Genomic DNA, 18,749 nt, shown 5'->3' on the forward strand with positions numbered 1-18,749 from the left:
GGCTTTGAGTTTCTTTTCGTCCATAATTTGCCTGTCTCCGCTACTGGAGTGAACATATCAAAAACAGGCAATTACACAATTTTAATTACAGTCTCGAACGAGGCGTCTATCGGCATCTCGTCACGTCGCCTGTCGGATGCTCGGCGTCAGTCAGTCTGTCGATAAGTAAACGACAAATCGGTATAACAATCATTCTAAGCTTTTCTGCAATATCTGTCGAAAAAGACATGCACTGATTCAATTAAATGATTGTTTATTTCTTCTTCTGACATATGAAAATTTTTCGTTATTAGCGAGTTTAATAAATAGGTTCCCCAACATAACGAAATGAACGTTTCAGCAGCAACCGCAACTTTATTTCCGGTAAATTCTGGATGAGCTTCAAGACATTGACTCAGCTTTTTGATGCATTTCCCCGGCCCTGCCTGCCAGAAAAAACCCGCCAGTTCAGGGAAACAATTCTTCTCAGTAATTATGATGTTAAATAAAGCCTTTGACTCATCCTGTAAAAAGTATCAATCAGTTTTCTACCAAAACCAACCAATAATAAAGAAAGTTCTTCCTCAGACTTTAAACTATCATTCAATTGCGCCTCAAACATTTCAATTTTTTTTGAAATAACTGCACTAAATAAGGCATCTTTAGTGGGATACAATGTATATAACGTCGTCTTTGATGCCCCAGCACGTTTAGCTATGTCGATAACTTTAGCCTTACTGAATCCTGATTCCAGAAAAACCTGTGTAGCAATATCAAGGATAAATTCAACCCGGATGGGAAGCTCGCTTGATTTGGGACGACCTCTGGTACTTAATTTATTTTTCATAATAGTCAATTCAATTGCCATGTAATGTCAGAGAGAATAATTAAGTTGAAATGATAATAAATATACTGTCCTGCATTTTACTTAACTTCCCAACTGGATTGCAATCTCTCTGCCGATCACTCATTTACCAAAAATAAACACCACATTAACATTTCCCTTGCGGTAAGCATACATTGATCCAGGCCGATACCACAAACAACTTTTATTATCGATCAGACAAATTGACAACAGCGGTGCAGGAGCATACCATAATTAAAATGATACCCACCAGTACTTATAACGATGTGTAATATCCATTAATAAATCATTTAATAAGGTACTTATATTACTTCCCGTCCCACCTCAAAATCCCTCTGATAATAAACATTAAAAGCCAAAACTGGAGATTTAATTATGAAAAAAGAAAATCTTAACGTTGCCGTCCTCGGACATAGCGGTATGGGCGGTATGGCGCTGGTTGAAACTATTGTAAAGAGGACATACAGTAACCGGTATTTCCATTGATGCCGATAAAGTTCAGGACAGAGACGATTTAACTAATATTACGTTAGATATTCTCAATACAACCGCGCTTGAAAAAGTCCTGACCGGTCATGATGTTGTTGTTTCCACCTTTTCGGGTGGTCATACAGTCGATCTCCGGGTCTATTATCTTCAGGTGGAAGGCACCCGTTCAATGATTAAAGCGGTACGGAATGCCGAAGTACCTTATTTCATTTATGTTGGCGGGGCTGCGAGCCTGTTTGTTAAACCAGGATTACAAATGTTTGATGACCCGCGTTTCCCGAAATGGTATTTCGGCGTTGAACCGGCCAATCACCTTCGCTGGCTTGGCGATATCACTGGCGAAAGCTTCTTCAATGATGCAGCGGAAAGGAAGGAAAAAGGTCTGGTTAAAGAGGGAGACAGTGATCCACTGCTTGAAGAGTGTATCAAAGACTGGAAACAAGTACCTCTGCTCGAAGGATGCCGCCTCGCACTGGAACTTTTCACCGATCACACTGATTTTAAATGGAGTTTTCTGTCGCCACCATGGATGTACCGTCCTGGCAAAGGGACAGGAAAATACGAACTTGGCATAGACTTCATGATTTTCCACCGGGGCATCCCTTCAGGGATTGATTTGCCTGATTTGGCCCTGGCCATTGTTGATGAAGTTGAAAACCAGCGTCTGATCCATAAACACTGGACTGTAGCGGGCGATCAGGAGTAATGAATAAGGCTAAGACAATGCAGAAAATAGATACAGGAAAGGGACTTCATTTTCAGGCGGCTGAATGCTTGCTTACCCGGTTCAGTTAAGTAACAACATTGATAATTCAGAGACTATTTTTTCCGCATTACACGGACTGTTATTATCAAAAATCAACTCAGGCGTAATGATTGACATCGAAATGGATGATATCAGAAACATGAATATCGCGTCTTCATTACGCCCCCGGATGATATTATTTGATATGGCCTGACGGATAAACGGCAGGCAAGCTGACTTAAACGGATTTATTATATCTTTTAGTACGATATTAAAGCGTTCCCGGTCAGAGGCCGCCTCATTCAATAATAAAGAAGGAAACTCAGGAATTTCCGAGCAAATAGTAACCACACATTGTATAAAATCAACAAAAATGTCTTTCTGCTTTCTGGATGATGTCGGTATATCGCTGAGTTTCTGAATATGTATTTTCTGCTTTCTGGCTAAAAAACTCAGCATCTCATTCCATAATCCTGATTTAGCTCCATACAACCTTGCAATTAAGGCCATATCCACGCCGGCATCGGCAGCGATATTACGTAACGTGGTTGAATCATATCCGTATCTGGAAAAGTGATGCAATGCGGCTGGTAAGATTGTCTCCCGGCCTGACTGGACGGCAAGCGGCCTTCTGCCCCGTTTTTTAGTCTCAATAATTTCTTTTTTTTCATATTAATACAAATTCTTTTGGCTTCATTCAGCGCCGGTTTTGCCGACACTGAATAGTATAGAGTTCAGCATCCAACTTCTCTTATGGGGACAAGCAGATGGCTATCGTAGTCGTGGCCAAAATGAATAACGTGCATTCCTGCATTTCTGCTTTCGGGCGTAGGTACCTGCTGTTCCCTGATAAAATCAGGCACATCTTTACTTCCTCCCAAGGGGCGCATTCCGACTTTCTCTCCTGGATTGATGGTTTCACACTCTGCCGGAATAGTGATCTCCGCCACGCCAAATCCCATGTCGATATCAGTGGGTACAGGCTGATATGCTGCAATAGTCAGCACCAGTTGTTCACCGGCATGATAATGCATCGCGACCGGCCAGATGCCGATTTCAACCGGTACGATTTCGCCTGCTTTAAGTTTTTCCTCGTGTGTATGCAGCAGATAGGGTTCAGAATCTGTTGAACGTTGCGTATCCATAGCCCGGTGAGAAACACGCAAAAGCCCAGAGGCAATAACCGGACCGCTCATGCCCTCCCCCAGAACCCGGGTAAAGGGATTGCCGTTACTGTCCCGCTTCTCCACGCCGATCGCCAACTCCATATCATCCGATCCGCGCGCCTCCACCCACAACCGAAGCTTCATATAACCGATAATATCGGTATCCTGCTGGAAAACATAATGAAATTCAGTTTTCCCCTCTTTTTCGACGCCATAAGCCACACTGGAGCCAGCACTTTCAGCGCGGTCTGACAACCGGTTGCCGATATTCAACCAGAGTGGTACTGCCTGCGTACCCAATGGCGGCCACGACTGTTCCTCCTGATCCACAATATCGGCATTTTCTTTATCTAAAATACAAATTCTGACCTTGGGTGTTTTCTCCCAGCCATTATCCTTGCCATGCAGATAATGATTAAAAAACCGTAACAGTTCCTGCGTATATTCGGGGGTATAAAAGTCCAGCCATTCGTGAGTGTTATTTACACGCAGCCATTTCTCTTCAGATGAAATTTCCCGAAAACCGGCGAATGAACCATGCGTATGAGCATGGTTGGTATAGCTTGCAACCACATAAGCAGGGATTGTAATTCGCTCCAGACGGGCCTTTTTATCCTCCCAGTATTCATTCATTAACTGATGTTCGATGATCATTCTGGGCTGGTCCTCGACCATATTTTCTCCCGAAAAATTTCGGATAATCACCTCTGGGAAAGCAGGCGCCGGGATCCCTCCCCGGTTGCCGGTTTCACGAAAATGATCGACGAAACCCTCCCAGGGGGCAATTGCGGCAAGGTGGGGCGGCTGTTCGGCCGCGATAAACCATTGCGATACGGCCAGCCAGGAATTCCCGGCCATGCCGACTTTACCCGAACACCATTTCTGTGATGCCGTCCACTCGATGAAATCATATCCGTCTTCAGCAAACTGACGTCCCCAGTAGTTTATATTGCCTGCGGATTTATACGCGCCTCGTGGATCCGGGTTGAGGACGATGTATCCTTCGTTGCACCAAAATGCAGGATCGGGGCCTTCAAATTTTTGCAGTTCAGAAACCCACGCCAGCGGAACGCCGGAACGATCCCGAATATCATCCAGCCACTGCCCGCCGATTTCTTTTCCGTAGGGACTCCAGGCAATTAGCGCAGGGTGTTGTTGAAAAGCGTATTGCCCGTCTGTCGCCGGGCGGAAAACATCGGTATAAATTGTCGTGCCATCGCGCATTTTTACGGCGACATCCCTCTCAAAAATGATATCGCAGGGAAGAGGACGCGCACCTTCACGACGAACCGAGCCCGCTTTTAACAACATCGTTTTTGGTTGGAAACCAGGATAACGCGCTCTGGGAGCGTTGATGGGTAACGCTTTACGAAAAGGCACCAGGCAAGAATCATTGCCGTAAATTCGCATACTTAACCGAGTCATGTTTGTTCTGTCTCCATTCAGCAGTAAGGGGCGTACAAACATGTTAACGCTTTAAATCATCATTAGATGATTTTTTCAAAAAATTTTTTTTTGAAAAAATCATTCATTGTTTTCCAGTGAGTTGATTGTGCGGACGCAGAACAAAATCGGGTAACGCGGTTGTCATTGCATCACGATATATTGTCAGCCAGGAAAATACGTTTCCCAATATTATGTCCGGCTTTAAGTCAAGCCTCTGGCGTTGCTAATTCCGGCATCAGCAGCACTTCAGAGATTAGCGACGGCGCGCCGCAATAGTCGAAAATTCCTTGGACTATCTGTGCATTATACGCGTTCAAATAACCGTGTTTTTCGTATGTCCTTTGGCTGGCGCCGCCCAGCGCTATTAGATACACCGGCAAATGGCCCAGCTTCTTTACCACGTCTCCACAGAAGGGGCTTCAGCCCCAGCATCCTGTCAGATAGGGGCGGCACCAGCCGCCCCAAGTGATGGTTATTTCAACGTAATATCAACCATCGGAGGAATATAACCGTAGTCATACGCTTCAACCACAAAGGTCTGCAAACCTTTCAGCTTGATCTTAACCGTCGGCGCTTCCGTGCCACCGATACGGTAGCTATCTTCGCCCGTGGGAACGGAATCGATGAAAGAAGTCACCAGACCGTTAGGCATGACGTAGTGCGAGTAGGTCTGGTAAGGCTGAGAAGGCGGGTTGCCCAGCACCAGACCGGAGCCATTCAGCGGCTCATACGGCCCGAACAGATTATCACTCACAAAACCGTATACGCCATCAGGCCCGGTCAGTCCGTCGCCATAAGTAAATTTATGGCTGATGGTGAACAAATAATATTTCCCGTCCTGGAAAACAAAGTGCGGACGCTCAGTCTGATCGTTAACACCAACTGCCGTCACCAGTGGCGGCAGCAATTCCCAATCGTCACCATCCTCATCACGGCACATGGCAATACCGATGCAACCAGTCTGGAAGTGTGCGTTTCCGACATCCTCATAGCCCGGAGGTACATCACCTAATTCATCCGGGCCGACGACATGCGAACCACGCACACCGGCAACATTGCCTTCAAACAGCATATATAGCCGACCGCTTTTCGGATCGTGGAACGGGCAAGGATCGCGAAAGGCCCAGTACTGATTCTGGCTTTCGGTCTGGTAAATTTTTCCGTCCGCCTCGAACAGTCGCTTGACCTTCTTGAATCCCACCATTTCCACGCCATTTTCAGTGGTTACCACACGTCCGCGCACTTTTACAATGGTCGCGCCCGGCGTTACCGCCGTATAGTAAAGATCAATCTCACCATGATTGTTCAACAGGATCGGCGTTCCCGCCCATTCACGCGTAGTGGGAGAATCACCTTCCGCCATTACGCGTCCGCCCATGATCCAGTCTTTACCAGTGCGGGAGAACCAGAAGTACATTTTTGCCCGTCCATGACGATCATTCCAGTCACGCGTGATGTCATAATTACCCTCTTCATCCAGATACTCAGGATTGGTTGGGCGGCGCTCGGCGGTAAGCGTGAAAATGATGGACCAGCCATTGACCGATACGATATTACCGTCCATATCGCGTAAGGGCATGGTGTCCCAGATAAACACCTCATCGCTCATGACCGGAAAGTCTCCACGCACCAGCGGCTGGGTGGTGGTTGGGTCATATTCGTTAACCTTCAATGCATCAGCGCGTGACCAAATAGTCGGTTTATGCGGTTGAGCAGATTCCAAGATATTTTTTTTACCTGTACTGATAGTATTCATAATATTTCTCTCTTTATAAAAAATAAAACCCGCCCAAACAAATAATGACATCTGTTCGGTTGCGGGCTTTTTTGGGTGATTTACATTTATAAAAAACGGACGTCATGCCGTATTTCACGACATAATAGCAAGATGTCATCGACCATAATGGCTGACAATCTAAAACCACAATAAAAAATTTCACGACATTATCTTTCGCATATCCTCCTTTAAAAAAAGCCAAACACCATACAAACAAACAATAAAAATCCAACGGATTTTAAATTTATTTATTTGTTTTCTTATCATTATCATCACAGTAATTAATAAATCTCAATATACAGTAACGAAGCTTTTTCACGCCAATAAACCCAATCATCCCGCCTACCGCGGGCGTCAAGGTTTTTGGCAAAGAATAATAGTCAAGCGACGCAACCGCTGTCAGCGTCAAAGCCCCGCACAGCGCGGCCTCCAGCAGCATTCTTCGCCACCCCCCGCCACTGTAGGCAACTCGCAATATTGCGATAAAAACAGCTAATAACACACCGCCGGTGGGAACGTCTCCGCGCCACCAGGCCTGTATTAATTCATAAGCGCCTGCCCAACTGAAGATATTAATTTGCATACTTACCTTCCGAAAAGCGAGTGAGAAATAAGATAAATCTTATTAAGATCGTTATTTTAACCATAAAAAAAGCCCCGAAAAAAATTCGGGGCTTGAATAATAAAACTTGGCAAAAGCAGATTTTTTAATCTCTGTTACAGGAAATTTAAAATCATTAAATCTCCATCATGGAAATAAATCTAACCATTTTAAGACACGAATGCAAGCATTAATTTTAAAAAAATTAATCTTATTTTTATCAATTATTTCTCGGATGAGGTAATCACTGAAAATAACTGTTCTGCTGCGCCCGCTTCCTGGTGACAACGCGTAATCAGCGAGTCATAAAATACCTTCCAATTCCGCGACCATGTACGCTGAGTTAAATCTGGAATCAATGTTTTTATTACTTTATAAACCGCCGCCGATGTCAGTGGTTTCAATCCTGAACCGCCGCAACGGGGACACACTTTTTCTATGGTTTCTCCAGCAACTTTTGATGCCGCCAGATCAGTAATCTTTCCTCTGCCGTTACAGCGGCAACGGTACTGCGCATCATCTGCGGTTCTGCAATATTGCTCAACCGCCATTTTTGCCAGCAACACCATGCAATGGGCCATCTGGCGTCCAGCCGCCTTCCCCACCAAAACCGGCGCTTGATTAAACGCAAATCGGGCGATACCTTCTATTGCTTTATTCCGTTCTTTAGGATCTTTATCGTACCGGGCCAGGATCAGACTCAGTCCTAATGCCTCACGCGATTGCACCACTCCCAACGCCAGTAGAATATCGTTATAGCGGCTTTTCGCCGCTGACGAAGGCGCGCTTTCTCTACGAGCCTGAATGACCGGCCGACGGTCATCACGCGTTCGATAACCATAAGACGGCATGCTTTCTCTACAGGTGAACATTGCCGAGGCCGATTTAGGCCCGCAAAGGCTGAGCGCATGTTCAATATTCATGATGAGCCTCTCCTGTACCAGCCAATGTTGCCGTCTGCGTTAAACGGTTTGGACGGCGGGAATTGGTCCGTAAACTTTGTCGCATCCAGGCAAGATTCACTACGTACCCAGATCCATACCGCCAGAACAGGCGCGGTTCCACACCGACCGGGAGTATAATGCCGATGCTGGCGGGCAACGGACCTGGTCTCGATTGACATTCCATTGAATCATTCCTTTAAGTCTTACTATGTCTTACGTTAAATCATGCGGAATCGCGGCGCAGGCGACGATCCCGCCGAGGTTTCTTTTTTTCGTAGCGCCACAGGTCAAGTCATTTTTTTGTTGATTTTATTATCTACAAAGCAGACTATAGACAACGAAAATCAACAATTCAATGAAAAAATCAACGTGATGTTTATTTTTTAAGTTGGTGAAAATGACAGAACTGACTGAACGCCTGCGCCACCTGATGCGCGAAGAAAAGCTGAAACAAAAGGATTTGGCGGAAATGATCGGCACCTCGCCGCAGACAGTAAATAACTGGCTGAAACGCGGCACGCTGAGTCGGGAATCGGCACTGGCCATCAATGAAAAAACCGGCTATTCACTGGACTGGCTGCTCAATGGGACGGGTCAGCCGAAAGCGGAAAGCAGTAATTTCAAAACGTCGCGCTTGCAGGTGACCGAATGGGAAAGCACCGATAACGATGACGACGAATTTGTGGAAGTTTCGTTGCTGGGCGTCCGACTATCCGCCGGTGGCGGCGCGTATGATATTGATGAAGATGAAGTCTACGCCCTGCCTTTTCGCGCCTACACCCTCCGCCGCCTGGGGATTCGGGTTGAAGATACCAGGGTGGTGACGGTGATGGGCGATAGTATGGAACCCAAATTGTCTGATGGCGATAAAGTCGCCGTCAACCTGGCGGATCGTCAAATCCGGGACGGCAAAATGTATGCCATTCGCATGGGCGAGTTGCAGCGCATTAAAGCGCTTATCAAACGTCCTGACGGCAGTATTATTGTGCGCTCCTATAATCCGGCGTATGGCGATGAGGTTGTCACTAAAGAGCAGATCATTAACGGCGAACTGGCGGTGATTGGACGAGTATGGTGGGTATCCGCGCTGGTGTAAGTTATAGAGCGCGATATCGATGGCTTGACAGGGGGTTCAGGCTGAATAGGACATGCCCTATTTGAGATAGCCGCAAACGCTATCTCCTGATTCACCAGCCCATTGAGGAAGGCAGACATGGCATCCCTGCCATGCTTTATCAGGCGGGAATACTCTCGGCATATTTGCTGCGTGACCATACGCGATGCTTGCCAAGCTGTTGAATAAAGTCCGCCAGCATTTTTTTCTTCATCCCATCGCCGCTCACGACGCCAGCCTGCGCAGCTTCTTCCTGTTGCCAAAGCGTATTCAGTTGCCGGGCATCGCCGCTTAATCCAATCACCTTCAGATGCTTATAGGCTTCCAGCAGATAGTGTTTTGCTTCACCACAGACGGACAGTGCGGCATAAGTCCCCGCTGGAACAATAACCGCATCCACTGTTATGGAAGGCGCCCCGGCAAAGGTGGCGCCAACATCAATTTTCGAGCCGTCATCAGCCTGAACAACCCCCATTTTTTGAGCCAATAATTTAGGATGTATGCCTTTTTGCTGAAGCGTCTTCATACTCAACAGCACATCATCCGCCTTCACGCCGTCGCTCAGAAGAATGGCGACAATACGCCCTTTCACCTCTCCGGCAGGAACGGCGTACAAACTGAGGCTAGGGGCTGATGATAAGCCATTCACATCATGAGGAGCAGGCGTATTACATACATCATCAGAAAGTTCAATACCCAGATTTTCCGCCACCTGGGACGCCAGAGAAACATCAATGCCCGCCAGCTTGTCGATCACACGTTCACGGATATAAGAGCGGGCTACTTTCGCGAGCTCAAAACTGAACGCATCAACAATATGCTGCTGCTCTGTGGCGGTTTGACTCAGCCAGAACAGGCGGGGTTGAGAATAGTAATCAGCGAAAGATTCGCTTCGTTCCCGGATTTTGTGACCATCAATACGTTCGGCGTAACTTTCAAAGCCCCCGCCCGCTGGCGCCGCTGGGGTTTCTCGCGGCCAGTTATTATTGATGGAATTGGGCCCGTAATTGGCCGGATTAGTGTCGATCTCCTGCCGATGCATGCCATCCCGTTGGAAATTATGGTAAGGACAGGTCGGGCGATTAATCGGGATTTCATGAAAATTAGGCCCGCCAAGACGACTGATTTGCGTGTCGGTATAAGAAAACAGGCGGCCCTGCAATAACGGATCGTTACTAAAATCAATACCGGGAACAACGTGACCGGGATGGAAAGCCACCTGCTCGGTTTCAGCAAAAAAATTATCCGGGTTGCGGTTGAGCACCATTTTCCCCACTCGCTCAACCGGCACCAATTCTTCGGGTATCAATTTCGTGGCATCGAGCAGATCAAAATCAAAGGCGAATTCATCTTCTTCCGCCACCAGTTGCACCCCTAGCTCAAACTCAGGATAGTCGCCCGCCTCAATGGATTCCCACAGTTCTCGACGATGGAAGTCAGGCTCCTTACCCGCCAGTTTCTGCGCTTCATCCCACAATAAAGATGCTTTGCCCGCCGCGGGTTTCCAGTGAAAGCGCACAAAAGTTGATTTGCCCTGCGCATTGATAAAGCGAAAGGTGTGAATGCCAAACCCTTCCATTGTGCGATAACTACGCGGGATGCCGCGATCGGACATCGCCCAAATCACGTTATGCAATGTTTCCGGCTGTAAAGATACGAAATCCCAGAAGGTGTCATGCGCGGACGCCCCTTGCGGGATCTCATTGTGAGGCTCAGGTTTCACGGCATGGACGAAATCCGGGAATTTATGCGCATCCTGAATAAAGAACACCGGCGTATTATTGCCAACCAGATCAAAAATGCCCTCGTTGGTATAGAATTTGGTGGCGAAACCGCGAATATCACGCACGGTATCCGCCGATCCCTTGGCGCCCTGCACCGTTGAAAAGCGCACAAAAACGGGAATCTGCTCACCAGGACGCTGCAAAAAATCCGCTTTCGTCACCTGAGACAAACTTTTATACACCTCAAAACAACCGTGGGCCGCCGATCCCCGCGCATGAACAATTCTTTCCGGGATGCGTTCATGATCAAAATGCGTAATTTTTTCACGCATAATGAAATCTTCCAGCAGCGTCGGCCCCCGGCTACCGGCTCGCAGAGAATTTTGATCGTCGGCAATCCTGGTTCCCTGATTCGTCGTTAATGGCTGTTCAGTGGATGTACGCTTGCGATTGGTATCCAAATCCTTGCTTTTTGCCGTGGGCGCGGCAGTCTCTTTATCGCTGCCGGGAACGGTCGGGTGGGCGCCCGGCGGAGATGGCTGACGGCCAGCCATATGGGAGCCATCTTCAGGCGCGGTATCGCCTAAATGAAGCGCGTCCGTTTTATTGCCCTTCACTGCATCAGTCTGTTTATCGGGCAATTTTTCACCTTTTCTTTCAGATACGGTCTTTTTTATCGACATTGCTATTCACCTAAACATATAAATTATAGAAATTAATTATCCGCTTTATTCTGAAATAAAGCGTAGACCAGATAAATAAATTCAACAAATTTCAATAAAGGAGAATATAAACAAATTCATTACACATAATCAGTGCGATAACGAAACAGCAAAAAACGCACTAAGTTATTAATATTTTAATTGTTTTTATAAAGAATCAACTTGAGAAAAATTAAGACAGTTGTATAGCTTATATTGACGCAACAACATAATATAAAAGAATTTTTTAGTATCTATTTGGAATATATATGAAGGATTAGAAAAAACGTCAATTTTTGAGCAGACGATAGAAGGGCAATGATCACATTTTTATTTGACTGAGCATCCTCATACCAAACAATTATTTGACCGCGAAGACCATTATCAACAATATAAAAATGTCGTGACATCATTCGGTCTGAGCAAATAAGCGCCTTTGAACCGATATCCGGCATAAAATTGCGGCGTCAGGTCAGTTAATAATTCCAGTTCAAAAACCTGCCTGGCGCAGTCTAAAGCCACCATTCTGGCATCAAGGAAATCAAAGTAACGTTTAACCTGCGGATACAGCGCTTTGAACAAACTCTCTTTGGCAGAGAAACTTAGCGTCAACAGGCAGTGGAATGCTTCCTCTCGTTCATGGAACCACTGATATTCTTCTTCATCAATAATCCCCGGCCACAAGGCCAACGCCCGTTCATCGGACAGGTATGACTCAATATCCACGCCCACACAAGGCAGCGAGTCACGGAGGATATGCGCCGCGCATAAGACATTTTCCGCATTATGGCTCAAAGAACCGGCGATATTCTCCGGCCATTGCGGAGAGCGATCTTCCGCGCGGTGCAGGACGAAATCCGTATATCCCAGTCTACTCAGGACATGCTTAGCCAGACACCGCCCGGCCAGAAACTCAGCCCGGCGTTTGGGTACGGAGCGTTCAAGCGCATCAGAAAAAGGAACCCCCGCCAGCAAGAACAAAGCGTCAGAATAAGCCGACAAGCGAAAATGACAGCGGGCGCCAATACCGGGATACACGATGCCATCCATTGCCTGTGGGAAAGTTATCCATTCAACATCATCAATAAAAGCAGAAAGCATGTCACGTTACTCTGGGAAGTGATCTCACACAGCCAGACATTTTGGGTTCTTCATCCGCAAAATAAATAACTGACGGCTGGCGCCGCCCCAAAACGTTTATAACGCCAGGAAGAAGCCTGCAATGCTGGCGCTCATCAGGTTGGACAGCGTACCTGCCATAACCGCTTTCAAACCAAACCGGGCAATATCCTGACGTCTCGTCGGCGCCATACTGCCTAATCCACCAATAAGAATAGCTATCGATGACAGGTTGGCAAATCCACAAAGTGCGAATGAGATAATCGCCTTGGTATGATCGGACAACACTTGTAAGCCCGCGGCGGCAACCATATCGTCAGCTTTCAGATACTCGCTAAAATTCATATAGGCGACGAATTCATTGACGATCAGCTTTTGACCAATAAACGATCCGGCGATGGTTGCTTCATTCCAGGGTACGCTAATCAAAAACGCCACCGGTGCAAAGAGCCAGCCTAAAATCAATTCCAGCGACAACTGAGAGTAGTTAAACCAACCGCCCACTCCACCGAGCATCCCATTAAGCAACGCAATCAGCGCGATAAACGCCAGCAACATCGCCCCCACATTCAGCGCCAGTTGCATGCCGGAAGCCGCGCCGCTGGCCGCCGCATCAATCACGTTGGCCGGACGATCATCCTCATCCACAAAACCAACCATTCGCTCGCGGTCATGCGTGTTTTCCGTTTCAGGCACCATCAACTTGGCGAACAACAACCCGCCAGGCGCTGCCATAAAGGAAGCGGCGATCAGGTATTCCAGCGGTACGCCCATCTGAGCATAACCCGCCATAACCGAACCGGCGATGGAAGCCAGACCGCCACACATCACAGCAAATAATTCCGACTGCGTCATATGGGCGATATACGGACGCACCACCAACGGCGCTTCGGTCTGACCGACAAAAATATTCGCGGTAGCGGAAAGCGATTCCGTGCGCGATGTACCCAACAGTTTCTTTAACCCGCCGCCCAGCAAGCGGATAACCCATTGCATAATGCCCATGTAATAGAGCACGGCGATAAGTGATGAGAAGAAAACGATGATAGGCAGCACGCGAAGCGCAAAAACAAAGCCTCCGCCGCCAAAGACTTCAAACATCTTGTCAGACGTCAGGCCGCCGAACATGAAAGAGACGCCCTGATTACCATAGGAAATGATGTTGGCTACGCCTTCCGTCATACCGCCTAAAATTCTGCGCCCCAACGGGACATACAACACCAACGCACCAATACCAATCTGAATAATGAAAGCACCCAACACGGTGCGTAATCTGATCGCTTTACGATTACTGGAAAGCATAACCGCAAACAATATCAGTACAATCATGCCAATAAGACTCATGATGAGTTGCATGTGTTAGATTCCCTTTATAACAATTTTTCCTTAATAAATCGTTTCTTAAAACATCAGTTCTCGAAACATCGGTTTTTGAAAATGATTATTTTTTAAATAAGTCTTTTTGATTCATGGTCACAGCAGGACATCTATCGCCCTGCAAGGCAGGAAACCAGAAAAGATTGGCCGAGCCGATTATAGAGACTGGCCCTCGACAGTAGTCAACTTATGTCACAAATACATACAACATCGAATAAGACAAAACAACAAAAAGTGATTTAGATCACATTTCCAATGCCATTATATGAAAAAACGCTGACTACAGCGCGAGCAGAACATCAAAAATTCCCCTTATGCCCCTCGTTCTACGGGACAACTCGCAAGCATGTTTTTATCTGAGCTGAAAGAGACGACATGAATTTTGGTATATCGCCGCCGCTAATTCCTCGGCAGGTTCTGGGCGTAACTGACAGAGCGACTGAAAGATATCGGTGACCCGTTCGGGGCGGTTGGGTTGCCCCTGATAACCACTGACCGGCATATCCGGCGCGTCAGTTTCCAGCAGCAAGCGATCGAGAGGTAGACGAGCAATAGCCTGGCGTGTTTTATTGGCTCTGGAATAGGTAATCGTTCCGCCAACGCCAATATAATAACCCAGCCGGATAAACGCCTGCGCCTGCGCCAGACTACCAGCGAATCCGTGGACGACGCCGGTACGCGGGACATCAATGCGACGCAACAGTTGCGCCAATCGATCATGGGTACGGCGCGAATGGAGGATGACAGGAAGATCATACCGTTGCGCCAGTTTCAACTGCGCCTCAAGCATCATACATTGGCGCTCGAATTGCGGTTCACGCATATAAAGATCCAAGCCAATCTCACCCACCGCCACCAGCTTTTCAGGTTGCTGACGCAAGTACGCGTCTAACCGTGACAGATCAGTATCAGTATGCTGGGAAATATATAACGGGTGCAGCCCAAAGGCGGCATAAAGCGGAGAATGCGAACGAGTCAGCGTCAGTACACGTTCAAAGTGGCGGGACGCCACGGCAGGAATAATGATACGTTCGACGCCTGCGGCGGCAGCCAATTGGAGGCTTGCCACATCGTCATCATAAAACAACGGGAAATCGAAATGACAATGGGTATCGATAAAAGGGGAATGAGTCGCAGGCTCAGCGCCTCCGACAGAACATGGCAGCGACACGCGTCTTTATTCCTCAGTGTAATATTCTCTCTTCTGAGGATAGCTGTTCATTGTCCTTTCCGTAACCTTCTTGCACCACGCCGGAAAAATAACCGTTATTGCCTTCCAGCCATGCGCAGTCACTGTCAAACCATTCGGCCCATAATGTCCAGAAGTTCCCTTTCAACTGTTTCCATCTGCCTACAACAATATCGCTATTCATCCTATGCCCCCTGATAAAAGGTCAAGATCCAGCAAACACCATGAACAGTATGACTGTTTCATATTACAGCGGTGTGATAGCCCTGTCTTTCAGAAAATGCCGCGATTAAATGAGATTTCCGTTCAAGATGTCAGGAACAATAAAAGGTGTCGGATTGGGTTAACGACGGCACGGGAAGGACGGTAAACGCCTCAACGTTTTCTCGCAGAATAAAAACGTGACGGGTATGACCCCGTCAGGAAAAAACAAGGACGCCTAAGGACGTTTACGGCCCATGAACAGGCTCGCCAGGAACAGGATAATACCGATGACAAAAACGATTTTAGCCGCACCTGCCGCAGTTCCCGCCAGACCACCAAACCCCAACGCGGCGGCGATCAGCGCAATAACCAAAAAGATAATTCCCCAACGAAACATACCTACTCCTTACCAGAAAATGAACAAACATGCCGGTCATCCTGACGTGAGTAATGCATCCAAATTGCGTATCCAGCGTGGTCGTATCGTGTTGTGTGGAAGCTGCGGGTCGCCGGTTAAACGATACCCGCAGTAAACAAGGTGATTATTTGACGGTTAAACTATTTTTGACGCTTTTAACGCCATCGACGGACTTGGCGATACTTTCCGCTCGCGCGGATTGCACCTGGTTATCCACTTCGCCACTCAGCAGAACGACACCTTCCTGTGTTTCCACCTTCACTTTACGTGAGGGAACAATGTCATCCGCCAGCAGTTTGGCTTTTACAGTACTGGTGGTCATGGCATCGCCCGCATAAGCGCCAACGGATTGCGATGCGTTATCTTTCACCTGAAGTTTGTCACTGACAGATGTGACGCCTTCCGTTTTGGTGGCGATCTCCACGGCACGGGCCGCGATTTCCTGACTGCCGACAAAACCGCTCAACGTGACCATGCCGTTGGTGGTTTCAACGGAAATATCACCGCTGGTGATGGACTTGTTTTCCAGCAATGCGCTTTTTACTTTGGCTGTGGTTGCACTGTCGCTCATGTAGCCTGACGCTTTATTAGCAGAACTATCGACTTTCTCACCAGTAGTATCAGCAATGCTTTGCATTTTCTGTCCTACGGTATCTTCAGCCAGGGCCGATCCCCCCGCCAGAACCGAACCCAGAACGACAGCGATCAGCGATTGTGTAAGTTTGGTCTTTTGCATCGATTTCTTCCCTTATCTTTCTTTATTATGCCCATAGATGGCAAAACAATGCCTTGGGCCGTATTAACGCAGGATGATTATGAAGGTGATTCAGGGCTACGACAGCACCATGAAACGTTTGATGTTTATCGCCAAAAAGACGAAGAAATTAGTGGTTTATCTTTAAAAAAACAAATAAACCAAAACAACAAACCACTCATAATCACGTTAAATAGTTAAACAAACTAAAATACTTAACACGTTGTTAACTATAGACCACTAAATGGAATCTCACAGGAAAATTGAAGAAAAAGACGTAAAACAAGCAGGAATTAAGATTTGTCTGTGGGTGGAAAAACAGTTGAAACACCTGAGCGATTAAAAACAACCTTTTGATATAAAACAAAAAAAACGCGAATCTCAGCACATTGAAGGCCTTAAATTCGCGTATCGGAACCGCCAGATAACGGGACGAAAGGATTCCAGTTATTAAGCCATATAGCTTATTAAAGCAGCAAAAATTAATGCTCGCGCGTTTTATGGAATTCGACGTCAGGATAACGTTCCCGCGTCAAATTCAGGTTTACCAGCGTCGGTGCGATATAAGACAGGTTATCGCCGCCATCTAATGCCAGATGCTGCTCATTCTTGCGCTTGAACTCCTCAAGCTTTTTCACGTCGCGGCATTCAACCCAACGCGCGGTGGAAACATTGACGGATTCGTAAATGGCTTCGACGTTATATTCCGTCTTCAATCGCGCTACCACCACATCAAACTGCAACACCCCGACAGCGCCCACGATCAAATCGTTGTTGGTCAACGGACGGAAAACCTGTACCGCGCCTTCTTCTGAAAGCTGAACCAGCCCTTTCAGCAATTGCTTCTGTTTTAACGGATCGCGCAGGCGGATACGGCGGAACAGTTCCGGGGCAAAGTTTGGAATACCGGTGAATTTCATATCTTCACCCTGAGTAAAGGTATCGCCGATCTGGATGGTGCCGTGGTTATGCAAGCCAATGATATCGCCCGGATAAGCTTCCTCTACATGAGAACGATCGCCCGCCATAAAGGTCAACGCATCGGAAATCACCACATCTTTGCCGGTACGCACCTGACGCAGCTTCATCCCTTTCTCATACCGGCCGGATACCACACGCATAAATGCCACGCGGTCACGGTGTTTCGGGTCCATGTTGGCCTGAATCTTAAAGACGAAACCAGTGAATTTCTCTTCGGCGGCCATCACCAGCCGCGTATCAGTGTGGCGCGGCATCGGTGCGGGCGCCCAGGCGACCAACCCATCAAGCATGTGATCAACACCAAAGTTACCCAGCGCCGTACCAAAGAATACCGGCGTCAGTTCGCCAGACAGAAACGCCTCCGCTTCGAATTCGTGGGATGCCCCTTTCACCAGTTCAAGTTCTTCGCGCAGTTGCATCGCCAATTCTTCGCCGACTGCAACGTCCAGGTCCGGGTTATCCAACCCTTTTACGATACGCACTTCCTGAATGGTATGGCCTTTGCCGCTCTGATAAAGGTAGGTTTCATCTTTATAAAGGTGATAAACCCCTTTGAACAGCTTGCCGCAGCCGATCGGCCAGGTGATGGGCGAGCAGGCGATTTTCAGTTCGCTCTCCACCTCATCCAACACTTCCATCGGGTCGCGGATGTCGCGGTCCAGTTTATTCATAAACGTTAGGATCGGCGTATCGCGCAGGCGGGTAACTTCCATCAGTTTGCGCGTCCGGTCTTCAACCCCTTTCGCCGCGTCGATCACCATCAGGCAGCAGTCCACCGCCGTCAGCGTGCGATAGGTATCTTCCGAGAAATCTTCGTGTCCTGGGGTATCGAGCAGGTTAACCAAACATTCCTGATAAGGAAACTGCATCACCGAGGTGGTAATGGAGATGCCACGTTGTTTTTCCATCTCCATCCAGTCAGATTTCGCATGCTGGCTCGAACCACGCCCTTTTACCGTACCGGCGGTCTGGATTGCCTGTCCGAACAGCAATACTTTTTCGGTAATGGTGGTTTTACCGGCATCAGGGTGGGAGATGATGGCGAACGTTCTTCTTTTCGAGACTTCGCGGGCGTATTCACTTGGAGACATGATTTCAGGTTTCTTCTGTTAGCCACCCGGCGTGCGCATCACAAGTCAAAAACCACCGATGTCAG

16 protein-coding genes and 1 pseudogene are annotated in these 18,749 nt (G+C 47.6%); 2 read left to right on the forward strand and 15 right to left on the reverse strand.

From position 1 onward, the window contains the following. Nucleotides 1-194: 194 nt before the first annotated feature. Together DES54_RS19280 and DES54_RS09785 are read right to left on the reverse strand one after the other, a co-directional pair. Nucleotides 195-479, reverse strand: coding sequence for a TetR/AcrR family transcriptional regulator C-terminal domain-containing protein (locus tag DES54_RS19280; protein WP_113866978.1), 285 nt, complete (start codon nucleotides 477-479; stop codon nucleotides 195-197). Continuing rightward, nucleotides 473-847, reverse strand: coding sequence for a TetR/AcrR family transcriptional regulator (locus DES54_RS09785; protein ID WP_113866898.1), 375 nt, complete (start codon nucleotides 845-847; stop codon nucleotides 473-475). Before DES54_RS09785 ends, DES54_RS19280 begins: the two co-directional genes overlap by 7 nt. 466 nt (nucleotides 848-1,313) lie before the next feature. Here DES54_RS09785 and DES54_RS09790 point away from each other — a divergent pair. Beyond that, nucleotides 1,314-2,039 (forward strand): annotated as a pseudogene (locus DES54_RS09790) (NAD(P)-dependent oxidoreductase); the annotation flags it as partial. An 81-nt stretch (nucleotides 2,040-2,120) separates the two neighbouring features. On the opposite strand, the gene DES54_RS09795 reads toward DES54_RS09790, so the two are convergent. The 5 genes from DES54_RS09795 to DES54_RS09820 form a co-directional block, all read right to left on the reverse strand. Then, entirely contained in the window at nucleotides 2,121-2,735 is a 615-nt protein-coding gene (locus DES54_RS09795; RefSeq protein WP_113866903.1) for a TetR family transcriptional regulator, read from the reverse strand. A 77-nt stretch (nucleotides 2,736-2,812) separates the two neighbouring features. Next, entirely contained in the window at nucleotides 2,813-4,669 is a 1,857-nt protein-coding gene (locus DES54_RS09800) for a CocE/NonD family hydrolase (RefSeq protein WP_169050485.1), read from the reverse strand. Between the two features lie 493 nt (nucleotides 4,670-5,162). Beyond that, complete coding sequence (locus DES54_RS09810; protein WP_113866980.1) at nucleotides 5,163-6,446, reverse strand: glycoside hydrolase family 68 protein; 1,284 nt, start codon at nucleotides 6,444-6,446, stop codon at nucleotides 5,163-5,165. Between the two features lie 265 nt (nucleotides 6,447-6,711). Beyond that, entirely contained in the window at nucleotides 6,712-7,050 is a 339-nt protein-coding gene (locus DES54_RS09815) for a phage holin, lambda family (protein ID WP_113866907.1), read from the reverse strand. Between the two features lie 242 nt (nucleotides 7,051-7,292). Continuing rightward, a complete protein-coding gene (locus DES54_RS09820; RefSeq protein WP_113866909.1) occupies nucleotides 7,293-7,991 on the reverse strand; it encodes an antitermination protein Q in 699 nt (232 codons plus the stop codon). A 418-nt stretch (nucleotides 7,992-8,409) separates the two neighbouring features. On the opposite strand from DES54_RS09820, the gene DES54_RS09825 reads away from it, so the two are divergent. After that, nucleotides 8,410-9,108: an XRE family transcriptional regulator gene (locus DES54_RS09825; RefSeq protein ID WP_147247278.1), complete on the forward strand. Its 699-nt coding sequence runs from the start codon at nucleotides 8,410-8,412 to the stop codon at nucleotides 9,106-9,108. A 139-nt stretch (nucleotides 9,109-9,247) separates the two neighbouring features. On the opposite strand, the gene katE is transcribed toward DES54_RS09825, so the two are convergent. The 8 genes from katE to prfC all read right to left on the reverse strand — a co-directional run bounded on the left by katE (nucleotide 9,248) and on the right by prfC (nucleotide 18,684). After that, nucleotides 9,248-11,533, reverse strand: coding sequence for a catalase HPII (gene katE, locus DES54_RS09830; protein ID WP_113866912.1), 2,286 nt, complete (start codon nucleotides 11,531-11,533; stop codon nucleotides 9,248-9,250). 402 nt (nucleotides 11,534-11,935) lie between these two features. Continuing rightward, complete coding sequence (locus DES54_RS09835; protein WP_113866914.1) at nucleotides 11,936-12,652, reverse strand: 4'-phosphopantetheinyl transferase family protein; 717 nt, start codon at nucleotides 12,650-12,652, stop codon at nucleotides 11,936-11,938. Between the two features lie 96 nt (nucleotides 12,653-12,748). Beyond that, the gene (locus DES54_RS09840; RefSeq protein WP_113866916.1) at nucleotides 12,749-14,026 is read right to left on the reverse strand and encodes a NupC/NupG family nucleoside CNT transporter; all 1,278 of its coding nucleotides are present in this window, start codon (nucleotides 14,024-14,026) and stop codon (nucleotides 12,749-12,751) included. A 373-nt stretch (nucleotides 14,027-14,399) separates the two neighbouring features. After that, entirely contained in the window at nucleotides 14,400-15,218 is an 819-nt protein-coding gene (locus DES54_RS09845; protein WP_240634945.1) for a TatD family hydrolase, read from the reverse strand. Nucleotides 15,219-15,231: 13 nt separating this feature from the next. Further along, the gene (locus DES54_RS09850; protein ID WP_113866918.1) at nucleotides 15,232-15,420 is read right to left on the reverse strand and encodes a CsbD family protein; all 189 of its coding nucleotides are present in this window, start codon (nucleotides 15,418-15,420) and stop codon (nucleotides 15,232-15,234) included. 255 nt (nucleotides 15,421-15,675) lie between these two features. After that, entirely contained in the window at nucleotides 15,676-15,837 is a 162-nt protein-coding gene (locus tag DES54_RS09855; RefSeq protein ID WP_113866920.1) for a DUF1328 domain-containing protein, read from the reverse strand. A 145-nt stretch (nucleotides 15,838-15,982) separates the two neighbouring features. After that, entirely contained in the window at nucleotides 15,983-16,594 is a 612-nt protein-coding gene (gene osmY, locus DES54_RS09860) for a molecular chaperone OsmY (protein WP_113866922.1), read from the reverse strand. A 500-nt stretch (nucleotides 16,595-17,094) separates the two neighbouring features. Further along, entirely contained in the window at nucleotides 17,095-18,684 is a 1,590-nt protein-coding gene (gene prfC, locus DES54_RS09865) for a peptide chain release factor 3 (protein ID WP_113866924.1), read from the reverse strand. Nucleotides 18,685-18,749 lie beyond the last annotated feature (65 nt).

Origin of the sequence: Brenneria salicis ATCC 15712 = DSM 30166 (genome assembly GCF_003315515.1) — a bacterium.
In the GTDB taxonomy this organism is placed as follows: Bacteria; Pseudomonadota; Gammaproteobacteria; order Enterobacterales; family Enterobacteriaceae; genus Brenneria; species Brenneria salicis.

What these genes read in the sequence shown, in the direction of transcription:
- DES54_RS09785 (WP_113866898.1), bottom strand. Translation starts at nt 847, where the DNA reads ATGGCAATTGAATTGACTATTATGAAAAATAAATTAAGTACCAGAGGT.
- DES54_RS09800 (WP_169050485.1), bottom strand. Translation starts at nt 4,669, where the DNA reads ATGACTCGGTTAAGTATGCGAATTTACGGCAATGATTCTTGCCTGGTG.
- DES54_RS09810 (WP_113866980.1), bottom strand. Translation starts at nt 6,446, where the DNA reads ATGAATACTATCAGTACAGGTAAAAAAAATATCTTGGAATCTGCTCAA.
- DES54_RS09815 (WP_113866907.1), bottom strand. Translation starts at nt 7,050, where the DNA reads ATGCAAATTAATATCTTCAGTTGGGCAGGCGCTTATGAATTAATACAG.
- DES54_RS09820 (WP_113866909.1), bottom strand. Translation starts at nt 7,991, where the DNA reads ATGAATATTGAACATGCGCTCAGCCTTTGCGGGCCTAAATCGGCCTCG.
- DES54_RS09825 (WP_147247278.1), top strand. Translation starts at nt 8,410, where the DNA reads ATGACAGAACTGACTGAACGCCTGCGCCACCTGATGCGCGAAGAAAAG.
- katE (WP_113866912.1), bottom strand. Translation starts at nt 11,533, where the DNA reads ATGTCGATAAAAAAGACCGTATCTGAAAGAAAAGGTGAAAAATTGCCC.
- DES54_RS09835 (WP_113866914.1), bottom strand. Translation starts at nt 12,652, where the DNA reads ATGCTTTCTGCTTTTATTGATGATGTTGAATGGATAACTTTCCCACAG.
- DES54_RS09840 (WP_113866916.1), bottom strand. Translation starts at nt 14,026, where the DNA reads ATGCAACTCATCATGAGTCTTATTGGCATGATTGTACTGATATTGTTT.
- DES54_RS09850 (WP_113866918.1), bottom strand. Translation starts at nt 15,420, where the DNA reads ATGAATAGCGATATTGTTGTAGGCAGATGGAAACAGTTGAAAGGGAAC.
- DES54_RS09855 (WP_113866920.1), bottom strand. Translation starts at nt 15,837, where the DNA reads ATGTTTCGTTGGGGAATTATCTTTTTGGTTATTGCGCTGATCGCCGCC.
- osmY (WP_113866922.1), bottom strand. Translation starts at nt 16,594, where the DNA reads ATGCAAAAGACCAAACTTACACAATCGCTGATCGCTGTCGTTCTGGGT.
- prfC (WP_113866924.1), bottom strand. Translation starts at nt 18,684, where the DNA reads ATGTCTCCAAGTGAATACGCCCGCGAAGTCTCGAAAAGAAGAACGTTC.